The 17,202-nt window shown below is 49.9% G+C and carries 13 protein-coding genes; 4 read left to right on the top strand and 9 right to left on the bottom strand.

Going from position 1 to position 17,202, the window contains the following annotated elements:
* Positions 1-31 precede the first annotated feature (31 nt).
* Positions 32-775 carry a DUF6250 domain-containing protein gene (locus AC1RVX_RS19895; RefSeq protein ID WP_493218341.1) on the bottom strand — a complete coding sequence of 248 codons (744 nt, stop codon included), beginning with the start codon at positions 773-775 and terminating at the stop codon, positions 32-34.
* An 11-nt stretch (positions 776-786) separates the two neighbouring features.
* Positions 787-1,704: a rhamnogalacturonan acetylesterase gene (locus tag AC1RVX_RS19890; protein WP_493218340.1), complete on the bottom strand. Its 918-nt coding sequence runs from the start codon at positions 1,702-1,704 to the stop codon at positions 787-789.
* A 330-nt stretch (positions 1,705-2,034) separates the two neighbouring features.
* On the opposite strand from AC1RVX_RS19890, the gene AC1RVX_RS19885 reads away from it, so the two are divergent.
* Positions 2,035-3,426, top strand: coding sequence for a TolB-like translocation protein (locus AC1RVX_RS19885; RefSeq protein WP_493218339.1), 1,392 nt, complete (start codon positions 2,035-2,037; stop codon positions 3,424-3,426).
* Positions 3,427-3,472: 46 nt separating this feature from the next.
* Here the strand turns inward: AC1RVX_RS19885 and AC1RVX_RS19880 are convergent, their stop codons facing one another.
* Complete coding sequence (locus AC1RVX_RS19880) at positions 3,473-4,138, bottom strand: 3-keto-disaccharide hydrolase (RefSeq protein WP_493218338.1); 666 nt, start codon at positions 4,136-4,138, stop codon at positions 3,473-3,475.
* Between the two features lie 97 nt (positions 4,139-4,235).
* On the opposite strand from AC1RVX_RS19880, the gene AC1RVX_RS19875 reads away from it, so the two are divergent.
* A complete protein-coding gene (locus AC1RVX_RS19875; protein ID WP_493218337.1) occupies positions 4,236-5,156 on the top strand; it encodes an alpha/beta hydrolase in 921 nt (306 codons plus the stop codon).
* 86 nt (positions 5,157-5,242) lie between these two features.
* Here the strand turns inward: AC1RVX_RS19875 and rhaM are convergent, their stop codons facing one another.
* The 6 genes from rhaM to AC1RVX_RS19845 form a co-directional block, all read right to left on the bottom strand.
* Positions 5,243-5,557, bottom strand: coding sequence for an L-rhamnose mutarotase (rhaM, locus tag AC1RVX_RS19870; RefSeq protein WP_493218336.1), 315 nt, complete (start codon positions 5,555-5,557; stop codon positions 5,243-5,245).
* A 17-nt stretch (positions 5,558-5,574) separates the two neighbouring features.
* Complete coding sequence (locus AC1RVX_RS19865) at positions 5,575-6,786, bottom strand: glycoside hydrolase family 88/105 protein (protein WP_493218335.1); 1,212 nt, start codon at positions 6,784-6,786, stop codon at positions 5,575-5,577.
* 110 nt (positions 6,787-6,896) lie between these two features.
* Positions 6,897-8,351, bottom strand: a complete 1,455-nt coding sequence (locus AC1RVX_RS19860) for a glycoside hydrolase family 28 protein (protein ID WP_493218334.1) — start codon at positions 8,349-8,351, stop codon at positions 6,897-6,899.
* Positions 8,348-11,107, bottom strand: coding sequence for a glycosyl hydrolase (locus AC1RVX_RS19855; RefSeq protein ID WP_493218333.1), 2,760 nt, complete (start codon positions 11,105-11,107; stop codon positions 8,348-8,350). The genes AC1RVX_RS19860 and AC1RVX_RS19855 overlap by 4 nt, the downstream gene beginning before the upstream one ends.
* A gap of 180 nt (positions 11,108-11,287) precedes the next feature.
* On the bottom strand, positions 11,288-12,583 hold the full coding sequence (rhaI, locus tag AC1RVX_RS19850) for an L-rhamnose catabolism isomerase (RefSeq protein WP_493218332.1): 1,296 nt from the start codon (positions 12,581-12,583) through the stop codon (positions 11,288-11,290).
* A 78-nt stretch (positions 12,584-12,661) separates the two neighbouring features.
* On the bottom strand, positions 12,662-14,770 hold the full coding sequence (locus AC1RVX_RS19845; protein ID WP_493218331.1) for a bifunctional rhamnulose-1-phosphate aldolase/short-chain dehydrogenase: 2,109 nt from the start codon (positions 14,768-14,770) through the stop codon (positions 12,662-12,664).
* A 476-nt stretch (positions 14,771-15,246) separates the two neighbouring features.
* Between AC1RVX_RS19845 and AC1RVX_RS19840 the strand changes: the two genes are divergently transcribed.
* Positions 15,247-16,113 (top strand): DeoR/GlpR family DNA-binding transcription regulator, encoded by an 867-nt coding sequence (locus AC1RVX_RS19840; RefSeq protein ID WP_493218330.1) that lies wholly within the window; start codon positions 15,247-15,249, stop codon positions 16,111-16,113.
* Positions 16,110-17,114 (top strand): rhamnose ABC transporter substrate-binding protein, encoded by a 1,005-nt coding sequence (rhaS, locus tag AC1RVX_RS19835; protein WP_493218329.1) that lies wholly within the window; start codon positions 16,110-16,112, stop codon positions 17,112-17,114. Before AC1RVX_RS19840 ends, rhaS begins: the two co-directional genes overlap by 4 nt.
* Positions 17,115-17,202 lie beyond the last annotated feature (88 nt).

The following is a 17,202-nucleotide window of genomic DNA, read 5'->3' as shown; positions in this document are numbered from 1 at the left end:
TTGATCTTTAAATGGTCTTGCAACTGCTAGTTTATTCCAGTTGGTAAATCTTGAAATCACGTATATGCTGCCGGGATTGCGTGGTCCGGAATCCAAAATAACCATCACGCAGAGCATCTTTGTCTTTATATGAAAAGAAGACTTTCCCATCCACCAGCACGCGTGTGCAACCCTGATATACCGCTGTTTCTATGACGTAATCACGGTTCGCCTGCAATAAGGCATCGCTTGTATTCAACTCCGCCAACAAAGTACGTTCACCATTGCCCTGGTATTTGCGAAACCGGCTCGTCGTATTGGTATTGCCACCTATGCCGGCGTAATACAGGCGTAAGCCATCGTATTGTTCAAACACGCCATTGCGGGTAAAGATGCGCGGATTATGCGGATCAGTCGCCATCCAAAATTGATTCAGGTCAGACAGGCGGTCATTGCGACCTTGTTCCATTACTACCCTGCGCGTATACCTGATCAGTATGTCACCTGACAATTTTTGTTTGAACCACACCGTTGCCCCTTTCGCTGCATCAATCAAAAGCTGGTGACCGGCAACGCTGATGCTGGAGTGCTGCATATCAGCAGACTCTATCTGCCACTGCTGCAGATCCGTATCAAAATCATCCTGGTAAATCAATTTTCCAGGCTTGCCCCATTGGCTGCAAGCAGCTTCTGTGGATTGTGCAGCGGCAGGCAAAGCCGGTACCATTGCAATGACGGTTAAAATAACCATACAAACCGGGCGCAAGACTGCTCGCAAATGAGGTATGTGCATCATTTCCTGAGCTACTATTTGGGTGACACAGTAGTCGATTTGATGTCGACTGCTTTATCATTCAAATAGTTTTTCAACTGCGCATAGCGCAAAGTCTTGATACCCGCCACAACCACCCTTGCATTAAACTCTGCACCGGCCAAATTGGTATGGGTATGTTCGTCAGGTGTTACCACCGGGAAGAGTTTCATCACTTCATCCTTACCCATGCTGTCATAGGCTGCGGCGATGTTTTCATTCAGGTCGATGAAATCCACTTTTTCCTGGACTGCCACCTGTTCAGCCCAACCAGCATAACTAGCTTTGCTACGATTGATTTTTCCGCTGGCATCCCAGCTCTTGCGTGGTATCGGGGAACATACGATGGCCTGCACACCTTTGGCTCTTGCCTCGGCAATAAATTTGCGCAAATACCAGCCATAGCTATGTACCGTCTCTGGCAACTTGGTCAGCATGTTATCGATTTCTTCCACCTCTTCACCTATGCCTTTGATGGTCCCGCGCGCGCGGCTGGTGTCGTTAAGCGGGCCATTGTCGTTGTGACCAAATTGCATGATGACAAAATCACCCGGCTTCATCAGCGCCAGACTTCTTTGCCAGTGCCCGCCTGTCAAGTACGTGCGGCTGCTGAGGCCGCCAATAGCGCGGTTAACGACATTGATTTTATCTGTCTGAAAATACGCCTTGATAGGATTGCCCCAGCCCCACTGCCCTTCTGCCCCCTTGTTTTGACCATCATCCCGACCATTGCGCACGGTTGAGTCGCCGATAAAGAACACCGAAGGTAATTGCGGATTAGCCGGTTCGGGTAATACGATACGCGCCGCAGCATTGGGGTCGGTATTTACCGCTGGTGGCGGCGTAGTTTGCGCCAGGGCAGAACAAGTCCAGCCCAACACACTTACACAGATCAGGCGGCGTACTGCAGACATACTGGTATTCATAGATAGATGATAGGAATGATGGTTAAGTATCGTCAGTTCAAGGAAGACAGATGGACATTGAGCATCATACACAGGTCAGAATATAACAAGCTCGACAGCCTCTTCACATGATTTCATTTTATTCGAGAGCTTGTAACTGACTGCAAGACTTGCTTAAAGAATCAAAAAAATGATCACTGTTGATTGTGCAGTGCACATTATGGAAAAACTGCCTGAAAACCAAGCACAATAGGTGCCGCTGATGTCATTCCGTTCAATCATGTTGCAAGAATGCGCATCCGGGATTTACCCGATTACTCCCACACATATCAAAATTCCATGAACCGCTTATCTGTTCGTATTTTATCCTCCCGCATTCCGCATTTGTTTTTGAATCTCCTGCTGTGCGTGTTCTGCATGCTATCCGTATCTGCCTATGCGCAAATAGGTCATCGATTCCCTAGCGAACGCAAAGTGGTCAAAGACCCGGTCACTGGGGTGATGCTGACATTTTTGACCAGCCAACCCCATGGTGATTCAAAAATCTATCCTACCCATCCACAGTGGACTTCGGATGGGCAATGGGTGATTTTTCGCTCTGGTATCGCAAAAGGTGAAGCGATGGCCGTCAATGAGCAAACCGGGGATATCGTGCAGGTGTCTGAAGGTGGTTATACCGGCATGCTAAACGTGTCAACACGTAACATGAAGCTGTATTTTATGCGCAGCACAGATAAATCTCCGCGTGAAGGGAGAACTGGTCGGCCACGTCAAGCCTCGCCGCTTGAACTGGTGGAAGTTGATCTTGCTGCGGTATTCGCGGACAGCAAAGCCGGCAAGATGAAACCGCCAGAAAGCTACCAGCGTATATGCGGTGTTGTCCCAGCTGAAATTGGGCAAGCCGCCGACCTGGCACTGGATGCTGCCGACGAATGGATATACTTCCGTGAGACGCCACAGGAAGCGAGAAAATACCTGGCTAAAACTACACGTGTAGAGAAAAGCTTCGGCCCCAGAAACATGGGTGCAGGCCCTGGCGGCATTGCAAAAATGCATGTCAGGACGGGAGAAATACGCCACGTCGTTTCGGTACCCTTTCAGATCGGTCATATCCAGGCCAATCTGTGGAATCCTGGTGAAATCATTTTTTGCTGGGAAACTGGTGGCAAATCACCACAGCGTACCTGGGTAGTGATGGCAGATGGCAGTGGCTTGCGTCCGCTTTATCCGGAAGCCGATTATGAATGGGTTACCCACGAAGCCGTCATTTCAAAAGACGAAGTCGCCATGGCGATTATGGGCCATCGCACTATAGGTCAGACAAATAACAGTGCCAACAAGGGTACTGCAGTTGAAGGAGCCAACCCGGGGCAAGATACGGGTTGGGGCAATGCTGGCACGCGCGAAAAGCCCAGTGGTCTTGCCATAGTCAATTTGCGTACGCGTGAAATGCGTATCGTTGGACAGACGCATTCGGGCAGTGGTTTATGGCACGTGCATGGATCAAGTGACGGTCACTGGGCAGTAGGCGATGATTTCAGCCGCAGCATCTACCTGATAGACCGGCTGAATGGCAAGATGATCATGCTCAGCACTGGGCATAAAGACACAGCAGCAGACCACCCTCACCCGACATTCAGCCCGGACGGTAAGAAGATAGAAATCCAGTCAGCCATGCTGTCTGCAGATAACCGGACACTGAATATCTGTATTATTCCTGTGCCGAATTGACTTCCCTGTCCAGACTATGCAGCAAACATTAACCGGCTTGAGGGCATCAATCAAGTTTTTGAACACGTACATTACGCAGTTCATAAGCAGTGCCTTCGAGTTGAAAGCCAATGTGACCAGAATCCGGGCTGGACTTGCTAATTTTGTTTTGCACTATGCCGTTGATCTTGACTTCAACCGATCCATCCCTGGCGAGAATGTCACAGCTATTCCATTCACCTACTGGTTTTTCACTATCGGCCAGTTTTGCCTTGATAGGGGGATATGCGCCTTCGGCCGTAGTCAGTGGTTCGGCAAAGCTGGCACCGGCCATGGGCAACAGGTCACCGACATTTTTATATTTGGTCTGGATTTGCAGGCTCAGTGGCCAGACCTTATCTTTGGGGCCAGAACTGATATGTATCAGAACGCCGCCATTACCGGGGGCGGCAGTCCAGCGCCATTCTGCATGCAGCGCAAAATTTTTATAACTTCCCGTGGTAGCGATGTAGCCAGAAGGCTTGCCGGCAGAAGTAATCACGCCGTCAGCCGTAATACTGAACACGTCTTCCATCTTGCTTGCTGGTGAAGTCTGAATTTCCCAACCCTTGAAATCATGGCCATTGAACAGCTCATCCGCAATAGCAACAGGGCTGGCCAGGACAGACAGGATGGATGCAACAGGCAATACTGACAATTGAAAAGGTTTCAAAAAACGGGAAAGTTGACGCATGATGTTCTCTCTCATATGAAATCGATATTTTTACGCTAATGCAGAACTGCTTCGTCCAGAATAAACAGAATTTTTATAACATACTTCATTTACTGCCATGACACGATTTTTTTTCACTTTGTTGCTCGCCCTGTCGGCCTTTTCTTCGCATGCACAATCAAGTTCCATCACTTTGTGGCCTGAAGGCGTGCCGGGTGCAAAAAGCATAGGACCAGAACAAGTTACTGATAGCAGAATCTCCAACGTCAGCGAACCCGCGCTGACTTATTATCCTGCGGCCGCTGACAGAAAAAATGGCAGCGCCGTGATCATTTGCCCTGGCGGCGGCTATGTATATCTTTCAAACCTGCGCGAAGGCGAGCAATACGCCCACTGGCTCAGCACTCTGGGCATCAGCAGCTTTGTGTTGAAATCCCGCCTGGCTGAATTTGGCCACCCTGCTCCTCTGCAAGATGTCTTGCGTGCCATTCGTCTAGTGCGTTCCAGCGCAGCACAATATGGCATTGACCCTAATCGCATCGGCGTAATGGGCAGTTCGGCGGGTGGCCATCTGGCGGCCAGTGCCGGCACGCTGTTCGATCACCCGTTGGGACGCACCGGTACTGCGCTTGACAGTGTCAATGCACGCCCTGATTTCATGATACTGATGTATCCCGTCATTACCATGCAAGACCCATCGGTACATGCAGGTTCGCGCAAAGCTTTGTTGGGCGCATCGCCCAGTGCAGAATCCGTGCAGTTGATGTCGCTGGAAAAACAGGTCAGCGGCACGACACCCCCTACCCTGTTGATCCATACCCAGAATGATAAAACTGTTCCGGTCGACAATAGCATCCTGTTTTATCAGGCGCTGACCAAAGCAGGTGTACCGGCGGAAATGCTGCTGTTTGAACGTGGTGCGCATGGCATGGGTATGCGGCTTGGTAACGGCAACGCATCTGACTGGCCACATCGTGCCGAAGAATGGCTGAAAGATAGAAAAATACTGCAATCCGACAGCCAGTCAGCAGCTAAATAAGTGGTGTAATAAAGAGCAGAAAAACAAGACCCGGAAAATACGAAAATTGCCGGTCCATACCGTGATATGGGCTGGCAATTTATTATTTACTCGAAATAAAACACTGGTTTCAATGCCAATTGTTTAGGACGGTTGTCAGCTTCAACTTCCATCAGGTCTGCCATATAATCCCACCAGCGTTGCATGACAGGATGTTTTGGCAAATCATCAATCTGGTGATCAGGATGCAGTTTGAGTACGCCAAACAGATGTAAAGTCTCTTCATCCAAAAAAATCGAATAATCATAAATACCCGCTGCATGCAAAGCGTCTGCCAGATCTGGCCATAATTCATCATGGCGGCGATGATATTCTTCAACATTACCTGGCTTCAGTTTCATACGAAAAGCACGCGTAATCATGGTTATCTCTCCTGCGGTCATTTAGCTGGTTTGACTGCGGCCATCTTCTTTAATTCTGCAGCAGCCAGCATGAATCCGCCAACACCATAATCAAAGCTCGATGCAGGTCTGTAGAAGGCTGGTTCGGCACCGGTCTGTTGTATGCTACCCAGACGGCCATCTGCATACACGTTTTTCAGAATACCCTTCCATGCCTTGGCGATGACAGGCTGGTATTCTTTGGGATCAAGAATGCCGTGATTGACACCGTAGGCCATGCCATATACAAACAGGGATGAGCCGGAAATTTCTGGCAAGGGGTATGAAGCCGGATCCAGCAAGCCAGCATGCCACAGGCCATTTTCATCCTGCAACTGCGCTACACGGGCGGACATTTCACGTAATTGCTGTACGTAAAACGGTCGCTGCGGATCATCTTTGGGGATGTAGTCAAGTGTCCTGGCTATGCCCCCCATGACCCAGCCTTCACCACGTGACCAGAACATTTTCTTGCCATTGGCTTCGGTCTTGTTGATATAGCCAACGTCACGTGAATACAGGTGTTCTTGCTTGTCGTACAACAGGTCGTAGGTGTTTTTCCATTGAGTATGTACATAATCCAGGTATTTGCGCTCACCTGTTGCTACATACATTTTCGCCCATACCGGCGGTGCCATGAACAGCGCATCACACCACCACCATGGCAAACGGTCATCCCCTGGCTTAAGTGTTTTCAGGTCAATCAGGGTATCCAGGTCGCTTTTGGTCGGGGCGATGAATTCAGGCTGCTTGTTGAGGAAGTACAGATCCAGATAAGTCTGCGCCACGCTCTGGTCATCTGCATTTGGCAGGCGCTTCGCCAGTTGCCATTGATGCTGCTGGCTCATGGCCAGCATGGCGTCTTTGTATTTGCTGTCATTTGTGGCTTCCGATGCTGCCATGAAACCGGTGTACATCACGCTGGATGTCCAGATACGCCCAAAGTAAGCCTGTGAACGGGCCAATTGCCAGTCAGCCACCTTGCGCAAGACTTTTTCTATTGCTGCTGGTTCCAGCTCCGCCGACAAGTCAGTTGCCAAAGGACCGCCATCAGCAGGCGCATCGCCAAAATGACGTGAGGTATCTTTGTCGATGATGGCTTGCATCGCTGCAGTGGGCAAAGGATAATTCTGCGCCCCGCCCCAAGCTGGCAACATACTGCCAACAAAACCCAGGCTGGCAAGCATTACACATTTTTTTGTTAATTTCAAAGTAATCTCCTACGTTTTATTGTTGCTTGTCAGGACTTACGCAAAATCGTCCCAGTAAGGAGCTGCAACGCAGCTGGGGCAGTTTTGCATAAGTCCTATTTGTTTCATTCTCACTTTGAAGTGCCAGGTATGTTACCCGTCACAGGCGAATCCTGCACCTCAGAATCAGCTGTAATCTGCACCGGCTTGCCATCAGCAAAAACCAGCCTGGAATCTGATAGCTTCCATCGTTTTACGTGACGAACAAAACCAGCAGTATTAGCTTCTATATCAAGATTTGTGAGATTGAAATCTTCCAAAGGAGTATGGGCATATCCTTCCACCTCAAAGGCCGTTTTTGCACCACGTGCCTTGATATTGGAGATATTCACCCGACGCAATCTTGATATACCATCTTTTTCCGGTACCGGCGTCACCAGCACTTTCCAATAAGCAGGCACATCCTTCACGTCGTCAGGTATTTTTGCGTAACTGTATTGAGGATTCCAGTTCATGATCACCCGTAATACAACGGGAACATCATTGAGAACAAAATCATGGATATTCAAGTCTTCACCCAAACCGCCACGTGTATGTGCCGACTTGAACAATATACCTACCGGTACATCTTTCATCACCGCAAAACGGTATGCATCAATGCGCTTGAAACCGCCTGAAGTCTCACTACCAAAGCTGAGTCCGGCAACCGCTTCCCTAACCACGACATCGCGCACGATGACATCTTCAGTAGGGCGATTGACGCGCAAGCCATCTGAATCACGCCCAGCCTTCAAGACTATTGCATCGTCGTTGACGGCAATATCTGCATGTTGAATAAGGATGTCTTTGGATGAGTCAATGTCTATGCCATCGGTGGATGGCCCATGCCCACCTTCGTTGTTGCGGATGGTGACGCCATCCACGACTATCTTGTTCGAATAACAGATATGCAAGGTCCAGAAACCTGAGCGACGCAGCAACAAACCATCACCAACACGCACATCAGATGCCTTGTAGATTTGCAGCAAACGCGGTCGACCAGCATCATAATCAGAAGCCCATCTCAAGCCACGCGGCTCGTAAGCCTTGCGCAAGTTCCAATAGCTTTCCCAGAATATCTTGCCATCACCGTCTATGACACCTTCCCCAGTAATGGCAACCTTGTGTTGTTCATATACATTGACGAGTGCTGCTGGCCAGCTCATCTCTATGCCAGCAACCCGGGTGGGCATGACGGGATAATCCTGTATATTTTGCGACCCCAGCAAGGTGACGCCCTTATCCAGGCGTAATGTAACGCCAGTTTTGAGGAACAAGGCCCCGGTCAGATAGGTGCCCGTCGGGAAAGTCAGTGTATCGCCATTGATGGCAGCAGCGTCGATTGCTCTTTGTATGGCAAGCGTGTTGAGCGTCTTGCCATCACCTCTGGCACCGTAGGTATCGGCACTGATATCTGTAGCTGCCGCAGTGAACGACGTTAATATTAATAACAACATCAATACTGCAGCGACTGCCAGATGCAAAAGCACAGGCAAGGCAAATACCATTTCAGTATGGCGCAACCACCGCCGTGCTAACAGTTTCATTGCAACTTCGCACCTATCAGTTTGACCTGTCCCAAAATACCGGCGGGTTGGGCCAGTATCAGATGTGTATCCTGAGGGATAAATCGTTGCCCATAACGGGCAGACAACAGGCGATAGTCTGGCAAGGCATGGCCAGCCAGCGCATTCAACCCCAGGTTGGCGACCTGTATCTCAAGGCGGTTATTGCCTGCACGCAGCAACTTGCTGATATCCAGCTGGTAAGGTGGTTTCCATACCGAACCGGCACGTTGGCCATTGACGAATACGACCGCAGCTTCCCGCACTGGGCTGTCAAGCATGGCGCGCATCCCGCTCGGTACCTTCGGCGTCACTTCCAGTGGTGTGCCAGGGCCGAAATCCAGAGTCAGCTGGCTGTCCTTTAATTGCATCGCGCTCAATTCCACGTCTTTGGTATAAGTTGCGATACCAGAGAAATAGCGTGTCGCTTCATCTTCTGTCCATGATCGCAGGCTGGTCATGTTCACCGCTTGAGATTTTTCACTAAACTGCACTTTCCAGTCACGACTTAAATCCACAACGGTTGTGGCATCTGCCAGTCGGGTTTCTGGCTGAGCATTCTGCGGCGTATCGGTCAGCACCAATACTCTTGATTCATACGGTGCCAGACGTAACACCGGCTTGAGATCGGCATTACTTATCTTACCGTCGTACGGATTCCACCAGTAAGCTGTTTTGTACTTGCTTCGGAAAACAGCATTCGCAGTTACGTCGTGATTGCTGGTATTGGCGATAAAATAAACATCCGAATCAGTCAACTTCCGGCGTATGAAGCCTATGTTTTCTTTTTCAGCACTTAGTTCCATATCAGCCGGAACAGCGGCCTTCAAGGCAACACCAACCGCGCTGTCACTATTGACCAGACTGACCTTATCCTGATTCGTAAACAAGGTATCTGATGCAGTCTGCACGTCGACGCTAATGCGCGCGGCTTCCAGGTAACCTGGTGCCAGTGATGGTTTGCTACCGACCGCGATGACTTTGCCACCAGCACGCACATAATCATTCAATTTGGCGATGACAGCTGGCGACAGTCGTGTCACATGCGGCAAAATCAAAACCGGATAATTGATACCCAGTTCCATGACAGATTCGGCATCCACATAATCAATATTATGTCCGGCATCAAGTATCTGTGCGCTTAATTCTGGCGTCACATATTTACCCATTTCTGCCGATACCGATACCTTACCCAAAGACAGGGTCGCGTACACGTCATCCGTAGGCAGAAATACGGCGACCTGGTTTGCGGGCTTACCCTGGCGCATCAGGTAACTCATCCTTTGCAGATAGCCATTGATGTCCGGCATGACATTCCACCATGGCAGATGGGTATTAAACACCGCCGCCGCATAGAATGAATAACCCGGCTCCAGCGTGCCCGGTGGTGTATATGGCCAGCCATGACCAACAAACTGATTGACACCCTGCAACAGCATGCGGTCAGCTTCTACCTTCATATCCAGCGGTGTCGCACTGAACGCGGGTGAATGCAGCCAGGTCCATGTTTCGGCAGAAATGACGGGGCGACCATATAGGTGGCCTGCGGAAGTTGCCCAACGCGTAAATGAAAACTGACGGAACTGATAGCCCTCGCCTTCAGGTAAATCAACCAGGCGATTGCTGGACATGGTCACAGCCGGTTCACCATAGGTCTGGGAACGAAAACGGGTACCATGCGCCTTCGCCCATTGATTCACTGGCACCAGATAACGTTCGTTTACCAGTTCGGTTTGTGTCAATGCCCAGTCGTGTCGTATGGCAGCGGCATCTGCACCAAGGCCATATTCTATTTTTGGCAGATGTGGCTTCAGATCATAGCCACGACGGCGCTGGAATTCGGCCAGGAAATCATCGGTCCAGTCAGTACCATAGACTTCCAGGCTGTCAGAAAATACGGCGTAAGGCGGATTTTTTCCAAAGGCTTTCAATAGTGGTTCAGCCACAGCTTTCAGGTGATGATCGATGGCATTGCGACTTAAATGATCAAGCACAAAACCCTCTGCCCCCAAAGCTGCACGTTTGACCTGTTGGCCGGTACGGCTGGCGATATAACATACCACCACGCGTTCGCCAGATGCTACCTTGATGCTTGCACGGCCACTTTTCCCAGGCAACACCTGCGGTTCAAACAAAATCAATTTACTGCTGTCTATCTGTTTGGAAGAACCATCTGCAATGAAGTTGGCCAGTAATTTCTCACCATTCATGATGGCCGGCAAGGCAAAACTCTCATTTCCAGCTGGCAGTTCGATCACGGCAACACGCAAACGGCTGGCGGCATCGCCCACGCCGACGTGCGGACCACCATACGGCCAGCCACTACCCAAGGTAATATCTACCCTGAGCTTGTTGGCACGCGCCGTGTCATTGGCAAAACTGACGTGCTCAAGAAATTGCTTCGACAAATATGGGTAATTGTGTGTGCCTTTGGCGGCATCATCCAACTCCATGGGGTAGACAGCCTGAATCTCAACACCACCAAAACCACCGGCTTTCATGTCCAGTATTTCGCGTTCCAGCTGCTTCTTTTCTACGGATGGTCCAAACCACCACCAGCGCACCATGGGACGTGCATCGTCCGGTGGAGTAACAAAAGCCTTGGAGACTTCCTTCACTGATGAAACGTTCGCTGTGGTTTGCGCCAACACTGGTGCTGCGCAGAAAACGGCAAGCGAATACAAGATGCTGGCACGCAATGCTGATACGGTAAATACAGGCAAGGTACGCTTAGTCATAGAAAATGGATTAGGCCGGACAAACGGAAGAACAGAGATCTATCCCGGATGAAGACATCCTTGGTGCAAAGGATATTTCATGTAGAGACGCACAGCTATAAAAAAATCCCTCGGCAGCCGCCAGTTGACACATAAGAAAATGCGTCAACCGGCACACCTCAGAGGGTAACAGGCATAAAATCAGACTATGCCGCTACCGCTCGCACCAGCCTTTGGTGGACGGAGTGTAGCCTGCTTTTCACGATAGCCCGTTGCACGATAGCAGGCAACCGGATCAATAGCAGCGCCAGAACGGAAGCGGGCCATGGCCAGAATAGGACTGACATCGGTGCGGAACGCCTGTTTCAGTGTCTGTGCTGCCAGCAGCACATCATTGTTTTCCTGATAGGCGCTCAATGCCTTGCGGTCTACCAGTGCAGACTGTACAAAGGAACGTTGCACTTCGATGGCGCTGGACATCAGGCTTTCTATCGGGTCGGTCACATTGTGTGACTGATCCAGCATGTAGGATGGTTTAAAGGCATCGCCATCGCGCTGAGCAACATCCGCCAGTTCATTGAAAATCAGGAACAGCTGGAAAGGATTGATGCTGCCAGAATCCAGATCATCATCACCGTATTTGCTGTCATTGAAATGGAAGCCCCCCAGTTTGCCGAATTGCGCAAGGCGGGCAACAATCATTTCTATGTTGGTATTTGGCGCATGGTGACCAAGATCCACCAGGCATTTTGCCTTAGGCCCCAATTCGGTAGCACAGGCGTAACTGGTGCCCCAGTCGGCAATCGTGGTGGCATAGAATGCCGGCTCAAACAGCTTGTGCTCGATGTACATGAGCCAGTCTGCAGGCAAGGCTTTGTAGATATCGCGCATACTGTCCAGATAGCGTTCCAGCGCACCGCGCAAATTATGTTGGCCCGGGAAATTGGCACCATCACCCACCCATACGGTCAAGCCCTTGGAACCCAGTGCACGGCCCAGTTCTATGCATTCGATATTGTGTGCTACAGCCTGCTCACGCACGGCCTTGGCAGTTGCTGTCAGACTACCGAATTTATAGGTCTGCGCCTGATTGGCCTGATCCTGGAAAGTGTTTGAATTGACGGTGTCAAATCCCAGGCCATGTTTGCTGGCAAATTCACGCATGGCCGCTGGATCGCTGCTTTTATCCCAAGGGAAATGCAGGGATACGGTAGGAGTAGCCTGTGTCAGTTGATGGATGACAGCACAGTCTTCCAGTTTTTCCATGACATCGCGTGGTTCACCCTTGCCCGGGAAGCGGGCAAAGCGGGTACCACCAGTACCGACACCCCAGCTTGGTAAAGCTACAGCAAAAGTCTGGGCTTTGGCTGTCAGTTGTTCAATATCCTGCCCGCGTCGGGCCAGCATGCTACCCAAAGCAGCATAATCGGCATCCAGATTCTGTTGCAGTTTGGCGTTGTGTTCTGCCACTTGGCCGTGATCAATTATTTTATCCATCTTATGTCTCCATCTTGTTGCTGACCTGAATCAGATACCGCGTATCAGGTATGCATCAGGTCAGTCAATTTTTATATTTTAGCGTGTGAATGCTGCAGCATTGCCTGCATCGACGTTGATGATGTTACCTGTGCTCTTGGCCGACTTGTCACTGGCCAGGAAATACACTGCTTCTGCAATATCTTCCGGCAATACGCTGAGTTTCAGCATACTGCGCTGACGATAAAATTCTTCGATATCATCTGCATCGATTTTATTCGAGACAGCACGTTCTTCTTTCCATTTACCGTCCCAAATACGGGAACCGCGGATCACTGCGTCCGGATTGACCACATTGACACGTATGCCATGGGCAGCACCTTCGAGGGCGATACAGCGTGCCAGATGGATTTCAGCAGCTTTAGCCGTGCAATAAGCAGATGCACCAGCAGAAGCGACCAGACCATTCTTGCTGGCCACAAACACCATGCTGCCACCAATTTCCTGCAGTTTCATGATACGGAATGCGCTGCGGCTGACCAGGAAGTAACCCTTGACCAGAATATCCTGATTGCGCTCCCAGATTTCCAGTGTCGTTTCATCCAGCGGCGCGGATGATGCAATACCAGCATTCGAAATCAGCAAATCGATGCCGCCAAATCGCAATGACGTTTCGCTCAATATCGCTTCGACATCGCTTTCGCGGGTGATATTGGCGCTGATGGTCGCTACATTATCCTTGCCTGCCACTTTGGACAGCATCTGATGCGCCTGGCTCAATGCCTCGCCGTCAATGTCTGTCAACATGACACAAGCACCTTCTTGCAACAATTGGCGTGCTACAGCCTGACCAATGCCACCGGCAGCGCCGGTCACCAGTGCGATACGGCCAGCCAGGCTTTTAGGCTTGGGCATACGTTGCAGTTTGGCTTCTTCCAGCAACCAGTATTCGATATCAAAGGCTTCCTGCTCTGGCAAACCGACATAGCTGTCAACACCATTCGCACCACGCATCACATTGATAGCATTTACATAAAACTCGCCTGCGATCCTTGCTGTTGCTTTATCTTTCGCAAATGACAACATGCCAATGCCGGGGATCAGGTAAATAATCGGGTTGGCATCGCGTACCGCTGGGCTATTATCATGCTTGCAACGCTCATAATAGGCGACATAGTCTGCGCGATATTGATTCAAGCCCTCGTCCAAACCGCTCAAAAGTTGATCAAAATTAGGATTGGAAGGATCAAAATCGATCACAAATGGACGAATCTTGGTGCGCAGGAAGTGATCAGGGCAAGACGTACCCAGTGCAGCCAGTGCCTGCAAGTCTTTGCTGCAGACAAAATCCAGCACTGTGGTGCTGTCATCAAAATGGCCGAGCTTGAACTCTGTTTTACTGATTTTTCCACGCAATACAGGCATTAAACGGGCAACCAGACTGGCACGCTCTGCTGCTGGCAAGGCGCTGTATTTGGCACCACCAAATGCTGGCTTACGGCTATTTTCTTCCAGCCATGATTCGGCACGCTGGATGATTGCCAGTGTGGTTTCGTAGCAAGACTTGGCTGTATCACCCCAGGTGAACAAGCCATGACCTTCGAGGATGATGCCTTTCAGGTGCGGCTGGCTTTGGGAAACAGCTTCCAGTTTCAGGCCCAGGTCATAGCCAGGACGCTGCCAGGGCAACCAGCCCAGTTCACCTTCAAATATTTTTTGCGTCAAATCCTTGCTATTGGCACAGGCTGCAATAGCAATGACTGAATCAGGGTGCATGTGATCAACATGCTTGCGATTGATATAGGCATGCAAGGGGGTGTCGATACTGGCAGCACGCGGGTTCAGATTGAAAGTGCAGTGTGGCAAATAAGCCACCATTTCATCTTCCAGTGCCAGACCGCGATAGCGACCTTTCAGGGATTGCAATTTATCCATGTACAGGGTCGAGAAGCCATCCATCTTGATGCTTCCCAGATCTCCACCAGAACCTTTTACCCACAGCACTTCTACCTGTTCGCCAGTCAGGTAATCCGGCATCATCACCTTGGCCGAGGTATTTCCACCGCCAAAGTTGGTAATGCGCATATCAGAGCCGAGCAGATTCGAGCGATACAGCAATAATTCTGGCTCAGACAAGCCTGCTGCATACGCATCGTCCCAAATTGAAGTGATAGCTTTTTTCTGCTCGGTTTGAATCTTTGAGGTCATACACTCTCCGTGATTGATTGATATTTTTATGACAAATCTTAGGGCCTGTTAATAATTAAATTTGTTTGAATCCAGAGGAAATGGGCGTAAGCAGGCACATTCGCACTCCCGATTTAATTATTAACAGGCCCTGCCCCCACCTCTTGGTCTCCTGAGAGGTCACCGGAACTATTGAGCAGTTTGTGATTGCACTGCATTTTTGCCCGGTACGGCAGTGGCAATCAGTAGAAAACAGCCAGCATTGAGTGTCAATACAGAAGCAATCAAGACGCTGATTGAAGTTCGAATAGTCAGCATGATGATTGAATTTTCCGGGAGTAGATTACTACCTGGGGAAATAATCACTCGATTGATCAATTTTTGATTGACGCCCGATTTTTAAGTGATTAGTCTCGTTATATGCCAGCAAATTATTACAAAGCAATGACTGGTGCTTGCCGCAAAAAGACAATTAACGGCTAAAGATGGAGACAAAAATGGTTAATCACAAACGTCGTAAGCGTTTGTTGAAGTTGCTCGCCGAGCATAATTCAGCAAGCGTTCAGCAGTTGGTTGAGTGGCTTAGCGCATCTCCGGCAACCGTCCGGCGCGATATAAGCTGGCTTGCTGCCCGTAATCTGTTGACCCGCACACGTGGCGGTGCAGAAAATCTGCAGCAGAAAAAACGTTCCATCGCACTCACCAGCGAAACCTTTCAAAACAATATCAAATGCTATGCTGATCGTAAACGGGCGATTGCCCGTTACGCCAGCAATATGTGCAACGATGGCGAAACCATCATCATCAACGGTGGCACTACCACTTTCATGATGGCAGAATTTCTGGTCGACAAGCAACTAAAAATCCTGACGAATTCGTTCATGATGGCCGAGCGCCTGCTGGTATCGAGCGAAAACGAAATCATTGTTCCTGGTGGCCGTGTCTATCGGGAGCAAAACGTCATCCTTAGCCCTTTCGATAACGACATCACCCAGCACCACTATGCCGGCAAGATGTTCATGAGCGTATATGGGCTGTCCTTGTTGGGCCTGATGGAAGTAGACCCACTGCTGATACAGGCAGAAAAACGCTTGATCAGCCAGGCTGAAGAATTGATTGTGCTGGCAGACAGTTCAAAATTCGCCAAGAAGGCTGGCTTGATACTCTGCGGGCTCAATCGCGTCTCTTGCCTGATCACCGATAACAATGCATCTGATTCTGCCGTGCAGTTGCTTGAGCAGTCTGGCGTCAAAGTAATCACCGTTGCCCCAGAGACATTGCCGGTTCAGTACCCCACAACAAAATTTAATCAGGCTTATGACATGGAGTCAGCAAGCATGTTCCAACCGGAGACCGTGGAATGAAAAGAAGAAAGGTATTACTTGCAGCGATAGCACTGAGCATGCTGGGCGCACTGCAGGGTTGCGAGCAAAAATCGGATAAGGTCAAGATTGCCATCGTTGTCAAAAACCTGGGGAATGGTTTTTTTGATGCGGCACATGAAGGTGCCAAGGAAGCCGCCAAGCAAATCGGTAATGTGGAAATCATTTATACCGGGCCAACTACCCCTAGTGCTGAAGGGCAGATTGAAATCATCAATTCCCTGATCAGTCAAAAAGTGAATGCGATCGCTATTTCTGCCAATGATGCCAATGCGCTGGTTCCTATCACCAAAAAAGCCATGCAGCGAGGTATCAAGGTTATTTCCTTTGATAGCGGCATTGCGCCGGAAGGCAGGCTGATGCAGTTGAACCCGTCGAATGCAGATTTGATCGGTCTCAAACAATTGCAGATGGCATCTGACGCAATTGGTGGCAAGGGTGAAATCGCCATACTTTCGGCGTCTGCCCAGGCAACCAACCAGAATATCTGGATCAATGTGATGAAGAAGGATTTGGAGAAACCCGAATTTGCGGGCCTGAAACTGGTGGCAACCGTCTACGGCGATGACCAGTCTGACAAGAGCTATCGTGAAGCAATCGGCCTGCTGCGTAGTAATCCCAATCTGAAAGTGATCATCTCCCCCTCCACTGTCGGCATCAATGCTGCCAGCAAGGCAGTGGTGGATGAGCATCTGGTCGGCAAAGTTTTTGTTACCGGCTTGGGCTTGCCATCAGAAATGGCAGGCCATGTAAAGAGCGGCGCCGTCAAGGAATTTGCCATCTGGAACCCTATCGATCTTGGCTATGCTGCGACCTATATCGCCAATGAATTTGTCAAAGGCAACCCAAATGCCAAGGCTGGTGGCAGTTTTACCATAGGCCGCATGGGTACGATTGCGATTGATGCCAGCGGTGAAGCAGCCATGGCACCACCTTTCACCTACAACAAAGACAATGTGGAGCAGTTCTCCAAAATATTTTAAGCAAAGAAGCCCACAAATGTTGGCCTGTGCGCCTGCCGCCGGGTCATCAGTAAAACAGAAAATCAGCTGTCTGCCACAGAGTCATTTC

This window comes from Undibacterium sp. GW821-FHT11B02 (genome assembly GCF_058808955.1).
The sequence above is the reverse complement of the archived record's forward strand: the minus strand, read 5'-3'. Positions and strand labels throughout refer to the sequence as shown.